General features: G+C 63.8%; 16 protein-coding genes and 2 tRNA genes. 13 read left to right on the plus strand and 5 right to left on the minus strand.

What is annotated here, in order from left to right; genetic code table 11:
• Nucleotides 1-67: 67 nt before the first annotated feature.
• The 13 genes from LAN61_07065 to LAN61_07125 all read left to right on the plus strand — a co-directional run bounded on the left by LAN61_07065 (nucleotide 68) and on the right by LAN61_07125 (nucleotide 9852).
• Nucleotides 68-268: a hypothetical protein gene (locus tag LAN61_07065; GenBank protein MBZ5540267.1), complete on the plus strand. Its 201-nt coding sequence runs from the start codon at nucleotides 68-70 to the stop codon at nucleotides 266-268.
• Nucleotides 269-375: 107 nt separating this feature from the next.
• A tRNA-Gly gene (locus LAN61_07070) sits at nucleotides 376-449 on the plus strand.
• A 107-nt stretch (nucleotides 450-556) separates the two neighbouring features.
• On the plus strand, nucleotides 557-1231 hold the full coding sequence (locus LAN61_07075; GenBank protein MBZ5540268.1) for a DUF84 family protein: 675 nt from the start codon (nucleotides 557-559) through the stop codon (nucleotides 1229-1231).
• A 122-nt stretch (nucleotides 1232-1353) separates the two neighbouring features.
• On the plus strand, nucleotides 1354-1983 hold the full coding sequence (locus LAN61_07080; protein ID MBZ5540269.1) for a thymidine kinase: 630 nt from the start codon (nucleotides 1354-1356) through the stop codon (nucleotides 1981-1983).
• Nucleotides 1980-2990, plus strand: coding sequence for a GHMP kinase (locus tag LAN61_07085; GenBank protein MBZ5540270.1), 1011 nt, complete (start codon nucleotides 1980-1982; stop codon nucleotides 2988-2990). Before LAN61_07080 ends, LAN61_07085 begins: the two co-directional genes overlap by 4 nt.
• A gap of 202 nt (nucleotides 2991-3192) precedes the next feature.
• Complete coding sequence (locus LAN61_07090; GenBank protein MBZ5540271.1) at nucleotides 3193-4101, plus strand: hypothetical protein; 909 nt, start codon at nucleotides 3193-3195, stop codon at nucleotides 4099-4101.
• A gap of 127 nt (nucleotides 4102-4228) precedes the next feature.
• Complete coding sequence (gene gap / locus LAN61_07095) at nucleotides 4229-5233, plus strand: type I glyceraldehyde-3-phosphate dehydrogenase (GenBank protein MBZ5540272.1); 1005 nt, start codon at nucleotides 4229-4231, stop codon at nucleotides 5231-5233.
• Nucleotides 5234-5279: 46 nt separating this feature from the next.
• Nucleotides 5280-6476, plus strand: a complete 1197-nt coding sequence (locus LAN61_07100) for a phosphoglycerate kinase (GenBank protein ID MBZ5540273.1) — start codon at nucleotides 5280-5282, stop codon at nucleotides 6474-6476.
• Nucleotides 6473-7225 carry a triose-phosphate isomerase gene (gene tpiA / locus LAN61_07105; protein ID MBZ5540274.1) on the plus strand — a complete coding sequence of 251 codons (753 nt, stop codon included), beginning with the start codon at nucleotides 6473-6475 and terminating at the stop codon, nucleotides 7223-7225. Before LAN61_07100 ends, tpiA begins: the two co-directional genes overlap by 4 nt.
• 91 nt (nucleotides 7226-7316) lie before the next feature.
• Entirely contained in the window at nucleotides 7317-7763 is a 447-nt protein-coding gene (gene secG, locus LAN61_07110; protein MBZ5540275.1) for a preprotein translocase subunit SecG, read from the plus strand.
• Nucleotides 7764-7830: 67 nt separating this feature from the next.
• Nucleotides 7831-7915 (plus strand) — tRNA-Leu (locus LAN61_07115).
• A 216-nt stretch (nucleotides 7916-8131) separates the two neighbouring features.
• Complete coding sequence (locus LAN61_07120) at nucleotides 8132-8998, plus strand: hypothetical protein (protein MBZ5540276.1); 867 nt, start codon at nucleotides 8132-8134, stop codon at nucleotides 8996-8998.
• Between the two features lie 194 nt (nucleotides 8999-9192).
• Entirely contained in the window at nucleotides 9193-9852 is a 660-nt protein-coding gene (locus LAN61_07125; protein MBZ5540277.1) for a cytochrome c oxidase subunit 3, read from the plus strand.
• A 155-nt stretch (nucleotides 9853-10007) separates the two neighbouring features.
• Here LAN61_07125 and LAN61_07130 read toward each other — a convergent pair whose 3' ends face one another.
• From LAN61_07130 to LAN61_07150, 5 genes are all read right to left on the minus strand, one after another.
• A complete protein-coding gene (locus LAN61_07130) occupies nucleotides 10008-11147 on the minus strand; it encodes a DegT/DnrJ/EryC1/StrS family aminotransferase (protein ID MBZ5540278.1) in 1140 nt (379 codons plus the stop codon).
• 36 nt (nucleotides 11148-11183) lie between these two features.
• Entirely contained in the window at nucleotides 11184-11510 is a 327-nt protein-coding gene (locus LAN61_07135) for a redoxin domain-containing protein (GenBank protein MBZ5540279.1), read from the minus strand.
• Between the two features lie 9 nt (nucleotides 11511-11519).
• The gene (locus LAN61_07140; GenBank protein MBZ5540280.1) at nucleotides 11520-11756 is read right to left on the minus strand and encodes a redoxin domain-containing protein; all 237 of its coding nucleotides are present in this window, start codon (nucleotides 11754-11756) and stop codon (nucleotides 11520-11522) included.
• A 108-nt stretch (nucleotides 11757-11864) separates the two neighbouring features.
• Nucleotides 11865-12122, minus strand: coding sequence for a hypothetical protein (locus LAN61_07145; GenBank protein MBZ5540281.1), 258 nt, complete (start codon nucleotides 12120-12122; stop codon nucleotides 11865-11867).
• Between the two features lie 91 nt (nucleotides 12123-12213).
• Nucleotides 12214-13293: a response regulator gene (locus LAN61_07150; protein MBZ5540282.1), complete on the minus strand. Its 1080-nt coding sequence runs from the start codon at nucleotides 13291-13293 to the stop codon at nucleotides 12214-12216.
• Between the last annotated feature and the right edge of the window lie 175 nt (nucleotides 13294-13468).

Consider the following 13468-nt stretch of genomic DNA (forward strand, 5'->3'; position numbering starts at 1 on the left):
TACTTGCGCGTTCGGCGCTGAATTGAGATAGTGTGGACAATTCTCTTGACAGCATGGAGACGTTCCGGTGAAAAAAAAGCAAAAGAAGAAATCATCTTTCGGCAAAGACCGCCGACGCAAGCACCACCATTACCTGGTGAGTGTGTATTATGCGGACGGCGAAAAGTTTGGCCGCGTCTATACCGACAAGGGCAAGGCCACGCGCTTTGCTGAGCGCCAGAGAAGGTCGCCGGTCGTCAAAAGCGCCCGCATCACGCAGGTTTCCTGACCGCCACGGCAGTTTTGGTCCCTCCTCGCGGGCGGGCCCGTGTGCGGATGTGTGCCGGGGGATGCTTGTGAGCGGCGCGCGGTCGTGTTATAAAAGAAGGGCGGTAAGCGGCCGTAGTATAGTGGTAGTACGAAACCTTGCCAAGGTTTAGGTGTGGGTTCGATTCCCATCGGCCGCTCCAGTTTCTCTCCCGCGTTTTCCTCAGGCTTTCTTTCTCTCTCCGCGCTTTCCGCGTGAAATTTGCCATGCCCTGCCGTTACAATCCTTTCCTGGCGGTTTCCGGTACTCATGGAAAAAATTATCGTCGCTGTCGGCAGCCTGCGCCGCCCCAAACTCAATGCCGTCTGGGAAGCGCTGAGCATTTTCGGACCTGCGCTGGATCCCCACGTGCTCTTTGACGTGACCGGCGTGGACGTGGAGAGTGGTGTGGGCCACACCCCGGTAAGCCGCGAAGAACTGATGCGCGGGGCGCGGCAGCGCGCCGAGGCCCTGGCGCCCATCGCCCGCGAACGCGGCGAACCCTGGCGCTATTTCGTGGGCCTCGAGGGCGGCTTCGACGTGGTGCCCGAAGAAGGGCGGCGGCGCGTTTTTCTGGAGAGCTGGGCGTACGCCAGCGATGGCGCGCGGGGCTATTTCGGCCGTTCCGGAGGCATCGAGGTGCCGGAGGCGCTGGCCGCGGAAGTCCTTGATCACGGCGTCGAGCTGTCCGTGGCCATCGAGCGCTTTGTACTGGCTATGAACGCCAGCCCCTCGGCGGTCGCCACGGATGCCGAACGCTATGCGCGCGAAATGAACGCCGACCGCTTTGCCGGGGCGGCGGGAATTCGCGATGCCCAGGGCGCCTGGGGCGTGCTTTCGGCCAACCTCATCACCCGCCAGGACGCCTTTCGCGTGGCCGTGATGAGCGCTTTCGCTCCGTTCTATAACGCGAAGATGTACCGCACACCCGAGGCGGCGGGATAGTTGCAGTTCTATCATTCCGAACGGAGACCCAAAGGTGTGCATCGGGGCGGAGTCGAGGAAACTCTCTCTGACTGGTGAAGTGGCAAAATCCGCGCGGCGCGGATGGCGTTGAGGGGGCCAGCATGGACATCGTCAAAGGCAACATGGGGTGGATCGAGGTCATCGTTGGCCCGATGTTTTCCGGCAAGAGCGAAGAGTTGATCCGTCGCTTGCGGCGCGCGGAGATCGCCCGGCAGCGCGTACAGATCTTCAAGCCGGCCATTGACGAGCGCTACGCGGCCAACGAGATCGTCTCGCACTCCGGCCTGGGCATCCCCTCCGATGCCGTGAGCAAAGCCGCGGAAATCCTGGACAAGGTCCAGCCGCGCACCGAAGTCGTGGGCATCGACGAAGCGCAGTTCCTCGGCGACGACGTTGTGGAGGTCTGCAGCAAGCTCGCCAATCTCGGCAAGCGCGTCATCGTCGGCGGCCTGGACACCGACTACCGCGGGCGACCCTTCGAGCCCATGCCCCGCCTGCTGGCCATCGCCGAGGAGATCACCAAGCTCCTGGCCATCTGCGTGCGCTGCGGCAATCCCGCCGTGCACACCCAGCGCCTGGTGGAATCCGAGGAACTCATCGTAGTCGGCGCCGGCGGCATGTACGAAGCCCGCTGCCGCCGCTGTTTCGAACCCAACCTCGCGCAACTCAGCAAGGAGCCCAGCCCGTTCCTCGCCCCGCGCGCCCGCGCCTCGGGAGGAACCGGCAAGTGAAGATCGAATCCAAAGCACCCACGCGCGTAGACCTGGCCGGCGGCACGCTGGACATCTGGCCGCTGTATCTGTTTCATCCCGGCGCGATGACCGTCAACGCGGCCATCACCCGCTACGCCTCCTGCGTCATCGAGACGCACGCTCCAAGCGACACGAATATCCGCCTGGCCTCGCGCGATACCCGGCGGGAAGAGGCTTTCGCCTCCTTCGCCGCCCTGGCCAAAGCAAAAAAATACCGCCTGCCGCTCCTCGCCGAACTGGTGAAGATCTTTCAGCCCCAGCGCGGTTTCACCCTGACCACGGACTCCGAAGCTCCCGCCGGCGCCGGCATCGGCGGCTCCAGCGCCATGGCCGTGGCCATCTCCGCCGCGCTCGATAAGCTCACCGGAGCCGGGAAGAGCAAGGCCGACTGGATTCACATCAGCCGCGACGCCGAAGCCGTGGTCATCCGCGTGCCCACCGGCACGCAGGACCACTACCCGCCGGCCTTCGGCGGCGCCGCGGCCATCGAGCTGCTTCCGGGCGGCGAGCATCGCGTCGAACTGCGCGTGGACCTCAGCGAACTGGAGCGGCGCATCGTGCTCTGCTACACCGGCAAGCCGCGGCAGTCCGGCATCAACAACTGGGAAGTATTTCAGGCCCACATCAACGGCAATAAGAACGTGCAGCGCAATCTCTCTCGCATCTCCGGGATTGCCCAGGCGATGCGCCAGGCCCTGGAGCGCAGCGAATGGAGCGCCGCCGGAAAACTGATGCGCGAGGAGTGGGCCTTCCGCAAGAAAAACCTGCCCAACATCTCCACGCGCACCATCAACAGCATCATCGCCGGCGCGCGCGCCAAGGGTGCGCTGGCCGGCAAGGTCTGCGGCGCGGGCGGCGGCGGCTGTGTGGTCTTGCTCATCGAGCCCGGAGCCCGGGAAGCTGTCGAACAGGCTGTCGTACGCGCCGGCGGCCAGATCCTCCCCATGGGCATTGACCGCGCCGGCGTCCAGCTCACCGGCGGCTAGCAGGCAGCGGATCGACCATTTTGGGTTGCTCATTCTGAGCCCACCCGATGCGGGGGGAAAAGGATCTCCACCGGCAGTGCCTGCAAGATCGGACGTTGCGATTCCTAGGGCAAACAAGCCCTCAAAATAACAGTTAATATCCTTCCGCAAATCCCGCAAGGCACCTGTACGCCAGCCTCTGCGCATCTTAAAATAGGTAGCTATGACGTACTGGCTAGCCATTGCGCTGACCTTCTTCTTGTTCGCGGATGCGAACGTGCCGTCGCTCACCCGGCTGCGCCCTCGCTCCGTCCCGCTCGCCGACTTTCCCGTGACTCCGGAGATTCCCGTCCTGCCGGCGGATCTTTCCGCAGACCAGGAAGGGAAGCCGGAGGCCCAGCCGCAAACCCAGACCAAAGCCGCCGTACTGAGCCCTGAATCGCGCCTCGCTCTGGTGCGTTACGTTTCCGGGGAGTTCGCCCGCGCCCTTAAGCCGCTCCCCGCCGGAAAGGAAGGCTTTCTTCTCCGTGCGGGCCAGCCCTTGGATCAGCAGGCGCTCGACCGCGCGGTGACCAGGCACGGCGCTGCCGTCAATACCGGCGATTCCACACAGATCACCCGGCTCGAATTCCGCCAGCACGACATCGTCATCGACATCAACGGCGGCGGGCGCATCAAAAAACGCTGGCGCGACCGCCTGCACATGGAGATCGGGGGCGTTCCCACCGTGCGCTCCAGCACGCAGGAGGGCGCGGCCCCGGGGCTGCAGCCTGGCATGGGCAGCACCATCTTCCTCGACTTCGGCAAGCCCCTGCCGGACCTTACGCCCGCGGAACTGAAGCAACTGCTGGCTCCGCTGCTCGATTTTTCCAGGCAGCACTCCGCCGCCGTGCAGTGGTACGACACGCTGCCTCCGGCGATGAAGCAGGCCATCAAGAACCGGCGCGCCGAGGTGGGCATGGACCGCGAGATGGTCGTGGCCGCCATCGGCAAGCCGGAGCGCAAGGTGCGCGAGCGCGACGCCGAGGGCAACGAGATCGAAGACTGGATCTACGGCCAGCCGCCTTCCAAGACCATCTTCGTGCGCTTCCAGGGCGACCGCGTCACCAGCATCAAGCAGTTCCCGCAGTAGCCGCCGTTGGGGCGGGCGCATGCTTCCCCGCGTTGACATTTCTTTATAGGCCTCCTAGCATGATGGAATCTGCACTGCGGCGGGCCCGCCCTTCGCTCTCCGCCATCACACCCGCAATGGAGGATTCATGCCCATCAAGGTCGGCATCAATGGCTTCGGCCGCATCGGACGCAACATCATGCGCACGACGCTGGACGACAAGGACATTCAGGTGGTCGCCGTCAACGACATCACCGACGCCGCGACGCTTGCGCACCTGCTCAAGTACGACTCCATCCTCGGCAACCTGCCGCATACCGTGACCCACACCGAAGACTCCATCGCCGTTGAGGGCCGCAGCTTCAGAGTCTTCAAGGTAAAGGATCCCGCCGAGATTGACTGGGCCTCGGTCGGCGCCGGGATCGTCGTCGAATCCACCGGCCTGTTCACCAAGGGCGTGGACGCCAGAAAGCATCTGCGCGGCCCGGTGAAGAAGGTCATCATCTCCGCTCCCGCCGACGGCCCGGACCACACCGTGGTTCTCGGCGTGAACGATAAGACCTATGACCCGGCAAAGCACCACGTAGTTTCCAACGCCTCGTGCACCACCAATTGCCTTGCTCCCGTGGCCAAGGTCCTGCAGGAGACCTTCGGGATTGTCAGCGGCACCATGACCACCATCCATTCCTACACCAACGACCAGCGCCTGCTCGATCTGCCGCACAAGGACCTGCGCCGGGCGCGCGCCGCGGCCTTGAACATGATTCCCAGCTCGACCGGAGCGGCCAAGGCCCTGCACCTGGTGATCCCCGAGCTGAAGGGCAAGCTCGACGGCTATGCCATGCGCGTGCCCACGCCCAACGTCAGCGTCGTGGACGTGACCGTGTTCACGGAAAGGTCCGCCAGCGTCCAGAGCGTGAACGCCGCCCTGAAGGCCGCGGCCAGCGGCGCAATGAAGGGCATCCTCGATTACACTGAAGAAGAGCTCGTCTCCGCCGACTTCAAGGGCAATTCGCACTCCTCCATCGTGGATGCCGGCTATACCAAGGTGGTGAGCGACCGCTGCGTAAAGGTCCTTGCCTGGTACGACAACGAGTGGGGCTACTCCTGCCGCTGCCGCGATTTGGTCAAATTCATGGCCGCGAAATTCTAATTGCTGGGGCGGGCCGGAGCCCGCCCCTTCTTTTTTGGCAAATCCCATGAACAAGCTGACGATCGACGATCTCGACCTGCGCGGGAAGCGCGTCTTCATTCGCGTGGATTTCAATGTGCCGCTCAAGAATGGCGTGATCACCGACGACACGCGCATCCGCGAGACTCTGCCGACCCTGCGCCTGGCCATGCAGATGGGCGGACGGCTGGTTCTGGCCTCGCACCTCGGCCGGCCCAAGGGCGGCCCCGATCCCAAGTATTCGCTGTTGCCCGCTGCAAAAAAGCTCGAAGAGCTCCTTGGCAAACCCGTGCAGTTTGCCAACGACTGTGTGGGCGCGGACGCGGTAGCGAAGAGCAGATCCCTGGCCGACGGCGGCATCCTAGTTCTCGAAAACGTGCGCTTCCATCCCCAGGAAGAGAAAAACGACGAAGGTTTCTCGAAGCAGCTCGCCGCGCTCTGCGACGGCCTGTTTGTCTGCGACGCCTTCGGCTCGGCGCACCGCGCCCACGCCTCGGTGGTGGGCATTACGCGCTTTGTGAAGCAGGCTGCCGCGGGCAAGCTGATGCAGAAGGAACTCGAGTATCTGGGCAAGGCGCTGACCAATCCCGCGCGGCCCTTCGTGGCCATCCTCGGCGGGGCCAAAGTCTCCGACAAGATCGAAGTGATCGAAAACCTGATGAAGATTGCCGACACCATGCTCATCGGCGGGGCCATGGCCTACACTTTCCTGAAAGCCCAGGGCCTGCCGGTGGGCAAGTCGCTCGTCGAAGAGGACAAGCTCGATCTCGCGGCGCGCCTGCTCGCGGAAGCCAAACAGCGCAAGTTCAACCTGCTCCTCCCCGCGGACCACGTCGTGGCCCAGGAGTTCAAGGCCGGCGCCTCGGCCAGAATTTGCGGCGTGGCGGAGACACCCGCCGATCAGATGGGCCTGGACATCGGCCCGAGGAGCATCGCGGCCTACGCCGCGGAGATCGTCAAAGCCAAAACCATCGTCTGGAACGGCCCCATGGGCGTCTTCGAAATGCTCGCATTCGCCAAGGGCACGCTGGAAGTGGCCAAGGCCGTCGCCGCGGCCACGACCGCCGGCGCCATATCGATTGTCGGCGGCGGCGATTCGGTGGCCGCTGTGCACCAGTCCGGCGTTGCGGACAAGATTTCACATATTTCCACCGGCGGCGGCGCCTCGCTGGAATTCCTCGGCGGGCGCAAGCTCCCCGGCGTGGAGGCGCTGACCAGCATATGAGACGCAGAGTGATTGCCGGCAACTGGAAGATGTACAAGACACAAGCCGAGACGCGCGCCTTCTTCGCCGGATTGGCGCCGCTGGTGGCGCAGTCCACGCACTGCGATATCGTTGTTGCTCCGCCGTACACGGCCCTCGCCGCGGCGGTCGCCGCCGCCCGGGGCACCGCCGTGGGCATCGCCGGGCAGAACGTCTTCTGGGAGAAGGAAGGGGCGTACACCGGCGAGGTTTCCGCCGGGATGCTCGCTGAAGCGGGCTGCCGCTATGTCATCATTGGCCACTCCGAGCGCCGCCAGTACTTCGGCGAAACCGAGGAGAGCGTCGCGAAGAAGAGCAGGGCCGCGCTGGCCGCGGGGCTTGCGCCCATCGTCTGCGTCGGGGAACTGCTGGCCGACCGCGAAGCGGGCAAAACCGAGGAGGTCCTGGGGCGGCAGTTCCGCGGCGGGCCGGGTTCGTTGACCGCGGAGGAGTTCTCCCGTATTCTGGTAGCGTACGAGCCAGTGTGGGCGATTGGTACGGGCCGCACGGCGACGCCGGAAATCGCTGCCGCAGCGCATCAATTTCTGCGGCAATGCGCGGCCGGGCAGTTTTCCGCGGGAGCCGCTTCCACTCTGCGCATTCTCTACGGCGGCAGCGTCAAGCCCGACAACATCAAGGGATTGATGGCGCAGGAAGAGTTAGATGGGGCCTTGGTGGGCGGAGCGAGCCTCGACGCCAAATCGTTTGCGGCCATCGTGAATTTTTGTTGACCGCTTCGCGGTCACGCATATGAAGGTTTGTGGCGGCGGATCTGCCCCGCTACTTTTTGAAAAACGTTTTTCTTCAATGGGAGAATCGGAAATGCCGAGTGCAGTGAAATGGGCCATTGCAGTGCTATCGGGCCTGGCGGTCATCGTGGTTGGCTGGAAGTGGGCCGGCTGGCTGCTGACCAGTTTCTTCGTGATGAATTGTCTGGTGCTGATCATCGTCGTGCTGCTGCAGAGCGGCAAGGCGGCGGACCTCGCGGGAGCCTTCGGCGGCGCCGGCAGCCAGACGGCCTTTGGGCCGCGCGGTGCGGCCAACGTGCTCTCGCGCGCCACCACCTGGTGTGCCATCATGTTCATGTTCTGCGCGCTGGCTTTGGTGCTGCGCCAGGATAAGGCGGCGGCCACGGGCAGCTCGATCCTCGAAAAGGTCGCCAAGCCTGCGCCGAGTTCCTCGGGACCTGCGCCGCAGCCGGCGGCCCCGGTGTCCCCAGCACCCATGGCTCCGGCACAGCAGCCGCAGCCGGCAGGCAAGAAACCCTAACAAGTTAGGCCTTCCCCTGCTTGCGGGCGCAGTTGCCCGCGGCTACAATTGCAACATTCACTCCCGTGCGGAAGTGGCGGAACTGGCAGACGCACCATCTTGAGGGGGTGGCGCCGCAAGGCGTGGGGGTTCGAATCCCCCCTTCCGCACCAACCTTTCCTCGTCGGAAAGAGTGCCCCGACGCTCAGGATTTTTTCACTTACCATTTCAAGTGTGACCGCAGAGCGGTCAACGGTTCTCTGCGTCGCTCCTCTCCGCCCTGGCATTCCCCTTTGTTTTGATTGACTCTGCTTTCATCCCGGGACTAGTATGCGCCTCAGTGAGCTCCTATCCGTGAAGTGCGCTTTTTTTCGCGCAGGAGTATAGCGATGTCCACCCGCTTCATTGCCTCCCTGGGAATCGCAAGCTGCTGGTTTCTGTTGAGTTGTGGGAGCGGGCCGCCTCCGCCCTCGGCCACCCAGTATCTGACGGACGCGCGAAGCAACCTCGGCGCCTCCGATTTCAACGCCGCCCTGAAAAATCTCGAGCGCTCCGTCAAAGTAGGGGGTGAACCGGCGCTCGTCCAGCAATCCGCGGTGTTGCGCACGGCGGTGGTGACCGCGCTGGCCGAGAGCAGCAGGCAGCTGGCCGAGGCCTATAACCTGGGCCGCAAGGAGCCGGCGGCACAGGCCCAATACGGTGCCTTCAACACAATGCGCGCCGACTACTACAGCAAAGCGCGCTCCTACCTGATGGACGCCATGCAATCGGTGATGGACCAGCGCAGCAAGCTGGGTGACGTCCCGATCTCCCTGGAACTCAGCTTTCCAGGATTCACCGGCGCCGCCGATCCTGCGCTGGGCAAGATCAAGAACGGCCACTGGGTGGGGGATGCCGAGCGGCAAGGCGCCGAACTCCAGATGGAGCGCAACGCCCTGGCGCGCACTTTGACCGCGTTGGTGGGCGCCGGCGAGGATCTCAACAAGGGCAAGGATCTCTTCAGCAAGGGTAAGGTGGATCTCGATCCCCGCGTGTACCTGATCGAATCCAGCGCCGCCTTCCTGCGCATCGGCGGGATTTTCGACCGCCGCGGCCTCGATGAACTCGATCACCTGCGCACCGTCAACGAAGTGGTGCGCGCCAACCTGGACGTTACCTTGAAGCTGCTCGCTGCCAAGCCCGACAAAGACCTGGAAGCCCGCGCGAAAAAGATGCGCGCAGATTGCGAAAGAACGCTCAAGGCGATAACGCCGTAACGCAGGCGCTTCCGCGCCCCACAAGCCGCGAGACCTCCTCGCGCCGCAGAATTGCTGCTGCGTGCCCGCGCTGGGGCATAGTACAATTCTGCCTGCGCAGCGCAGTTTCCTGAGAATTCCTGCGAGAACCGATATGGATCTGATTCTGTAGCGCCGGCCTTCAGGCCGGCATCTTGTTTTTCCAGCGAAGGCCGATGGCAGGGACGAAGATCGAACACCACATTGAACTCATCGTGGAGCGCGGCGGCGGCAGTGTGCCTCCCGCCAGCGGTGGTGGCGACGATGGCGGCCGCAGCCCCCAGCCCGGCACTCCTTCGCCCAGCCGCTATTACACCGGAATCTCCATCGCCCTCGCGGCCATCGTTATGTTCTTCATGGCCCTGACCAGCGCTTACGTCGTGCTCAAGGGCGTCAACAGCCTCTGGCAGCAGGTGACAATTCCGCCCATCCTGTGGGTGAACACGGTTGTTCTCTTGGCCAGCAGCCTGACCATCGAGCTGGCACGCCGCAGCCTGGCCCGCAGCGATCGCTCCGCCTTCCGCACCCTGTGGCGGGTCACCACCGGCTTCGGCCTGCTCTTCTTGGCCGGCCAGTTGCTGGCCTGGCGCCAGCTTGTCGCCGCCGGAGCCTATCTGACCAGCAATACCGCCAGCAGTTTCTTTTACATCCTGACCGCCGCGCACGCCCTGCACCTGCTCGGCGGGATCGTCGCCCTGGCCTACGTCGGGGTGCACGACTTCGAGCGCGGGGAAGGGGTTTCCCGCGCTGTCGCCGCCAACGTTGCCGCCATCTACTGGCACTTCATGGACGGCTTGTGGGTCTACCTCCTGGCCCTCCTCTATTTCGTGAAGTAACCCGTCGCGCGCGTACAAGGCGCCAGCAGTGTAGGAATCGCTCGATGCCCGCTGGGAGTGAAGCAAAGACGAAACCCAAGAGCACAGACTGAAATCTGTGCTACCCGCCAGAGCACAAGTTCCAACCTGTGCTCGTCATCTTCATACGCTGTTTGTTACTGGGTGAGGGCTTCGGCGAGGGCGTCAGCGACGCGGCGGATCTGTTCGGGGCGGAGCTCGGGGTACATGGGGAGGGAGAGGACTTCCTGGCAGGCGCGTTCGGTGTGCGGGAAGTCACCCGGCTTGTGTCCGGCGGAGGCGTAAAGGGGCTGCAGGTGCAAGGGGATGGGGTAGTAGACGCTGCTGCCGATTTTACGCTGGGCGAGGAACTGTTGCACCCGATCGCGGTTCGCTACGCGGATCGTGTACTGGTGGAAGACGTGGTCGTAGCCGGCGGGGATTTTGGGAGTGACGACGCCGGGTATTTTTTCGAGCAGAGCCGAGTATTCGGCGGCGTGCTGCTGGCGGGCGCGCTGCCAGGCGGGCAGGTGCTTCAATTTGACGCGCAGGATGGCGGCCTGCAGTTCGTCGAGGCGGCTGTTCCAGCCCGGCTCGCGGCTCACGTATTTTCCGGTTTGCCCGTGATTGCGCAGGATGCGCACGTGCTCGGCGAGCTGGGCGGAATTGGTGACCACCATGCCGGCATCGCCGCAGGCGCCGAGATTCTTGGTGGGATAAAAGCTGATGCCGGCGGCGTCTCCGAGCGAGCCCGTGGGGCGGCCCTGGTAGGACGCGCCGATGGCCTGGGCGTTGTCTTCGACCACGGGAAGATTGCGGGCGCGGGCAAAGGCCAGGATGGGGTCCATGTCCGCGGGCAAGCCGTAGAGGTGCACGACGACGATAGCTCGGGTGCGCGGGGTGAGGCGTTTTTCGAGCTCGCGCGGATCGATGTTAAAGGTGGCGGGATCGATGTCCGCGAAGGCCGGGCGGGCGCCCAGGGCGCTGACGGCGCTGCCGGTGGCCACAAAGGTGAAGGGCGGGAGGAGGACTTCGTCGCCCGGGCCCACGCCGCAGGCGCGCAGCGCGAGAATCAGGGCATCGGTGCCGGAGCCGACGCCGACGCCGTGGGCCGCGTTGCAGAGGCGCGCGATCTCTGCGCCCAGCGCCTCGCCGTGGCTGCCCAGAACGAACTGCTGCGCGGTGAGCACGCCGTCGATCGCGGCGCGTACCTCTTCTCCGATCGCCGCGTACTGGGCGTGCAGATCGATCTGCGGTATGGGCTGCAAGGCCGCCTCCGCCCGGAGCTTGTTGGTCATCGGGCGTCCGAGCGGCGCGGCGCGGCGGTCACGCGTTTATTTCTTCGGCAACTTGGTGCAGACGGCGATGGCATTGTTGGGATTGATGGCGCCGGAGCCTTCCTCGATGTGCTGGATCACTCCCTGTTTATCCACGACGAAGGTGGTGCGCTGCGCCCACTCGTACTCTTCTTTTTCGACCTTGTTTATCTGGAGGATGCCGTACTGCTTGAGGACCTTGCGGTTCATGTCGCTCAGCAGGGGAAAGGTGACGCCGAGTTTTTCGGCAAAGGCGTTGTTGGCGGCGGGGCTGTCGATGCTGATGCCCAGAACGACGGTATCCGTCGCGTCCAGCTTCTGCCTATCAGCCTGATAGGCTTGCAGTTCCTTCGTTCAACCCTCAGTGAAGGCCAGGACGTAAAAGGCCAGCACAACATTTTTCTTGCCGCGGAAGTCGCCGAGGTGCACGGGCTTCCACTTATTGTCGAGGAGCGTGAAATCGGGCGCGGTCTCTCCGACCTTCAACTGGGTGTGGGCAATCTCGGTTTTTTGGCCGGCCGGAAGCCGTGGGGCCAGGCCAGCAATGAGGGCCGTGGCGAGGAAAGAAGCCGCCAAACGTCTGCGATCCATGAAACCCCCTGCGCGGTGAATTTGCAAACCCCAATGAGTATACGCCAAGCCAAGCCGGGAACGGAACCTCATGCGGCAGCCCGGGTTTGCGCCCGGCTTCGCGGGAAACTAGCGCAAGCGGCCCGGAGGATCGGCGGGGGCGGGAACCGGAGTCTGGAGGGCGTTGCCGGTGGCGTGGGCCGTGAGTTTCACCGGCGCCGGCTGGGGAATTCCCGCGCCGGCATTGAGTTCGAGGTGCTCCTTTCCGCAGCGCGGGCAGAAGCCTTTGCCGGTGTCTTCATCGCGCAGGCTGGCCAGTTCGTAGCAGCCGCAGATGCAGTCGCAGTAGCCGGTTTCCGAAGCAGTCTTGATGGGCACGAGCGCCATGAATTCTCTCCGCGGCGAGAGTGTACGCGCCCCGGCAGGCAGGCGCAAGAGCCACGGGTTGACCGCTTGGCGGTCACACTCGAGGCGATAGTTACAGATCGTGGATGTGCGCCAGGCGGAAGGGCGATTCCAGATTGCGGCGTAACTCGGCCCAGTCGGTCTCCGGAATGGCATGGAAGACCTCGACGACCTGGGGATCAAATTGCGTGCCAGAGCAGCGCAGGATCTCGTCGCGGGCGTGGGTAAGGGTCAGGGCTTTGCGATAAGGGCGGTCGGAGATCATGGCATCCATAGCATCGGCGATGGCGAAAATGCGCGCCCCGAGGGGAATCTCTTCGCCCTTCAGGCCGCGCGGATAGCCCGTGCCGTCGAAGAACTCCTGGTGCGCCAGGACGATTTCCGCGGCATCGCGCAGAAAGGGAATGCGCGTGAGCATGTTGTAGCCGATATCGCAATGCGTGCGCATGATCTGCTTCTCGGCATCATCGAGCGGGCCCGGCTTGCGCAGGACGCCATCGGGGATGGCCATCTTGCCGATGTCGTGGAGAAAGGCGGCACGCGCCAGGACGGGAAGAGATTCGGGCGAAAGCTGCATGGCCTTGGCGATATAGATGGTAAAGGCGGTGACGCGCTGGCAGTGGCCTTCGGTTTCCGCGTCGCGGAGGTCGAGTGCGCTGCCCAGGGCTTCCAAGGTGTCGTCGTAGGACTGCTCGAGCTGGGTGAGAGTGCCGGAGAGCTGCGCGGTGCGCTCCTCGACGAGTTCTTCGAGGTTGCGTTGATAATTACGGTTTTCGAGGACCAGGTGGCGGTGCTGCAGGGCGCGGCGCACACCGAGGAAAAGCTGGTCCTTCTCGAAGGGCTTGAGGATGTAGTCGTAGGCACCGCGGCGAATGGCTTCCAGAGCCGTGGTGATGTCATGCATGGCGGTGACCATGATCACCGGTACATCCGGGTCATGCTGGCGCAGCCATTCGAGCAGGCGGATGCCGTCCATCTCCGGCATGATCATGTCACTCAAGACCAGGTCGGGAGCAAATTTCGGGATCATCTCCTGGGCCACTCGCCCATTGTTTGCGGTCGCGCACTGGAAGCCCTGGGCCTCCAGCATTGTGGAGACGACTTCGCGGATCGGTTCTTCGTCGTCCACGATCAGGATTTTTTCGGTTTCCACGGTCAAGGACTCCCGGCAGCCATTATATGGGACAGCACACGATTGTATGCGTGGTCTTGCTCAGTTAGAAAATAGCGTGTTACGGTCAAGCACGGGCATTCATTCCGGCTGGTTGTGGGAAATTGCAGGAACCACGGCGGCAGCCCGCCTGTATAGGGTGTTTCCACTCGGAGGC

This window comes from Terriglobia bacterium (assembly GCA_020072785.1).
Lineage (GTDB): Bacteria > Acidobacteriota > Terriglobia > Acidiferrales > UBA7541 > Acidiferrum.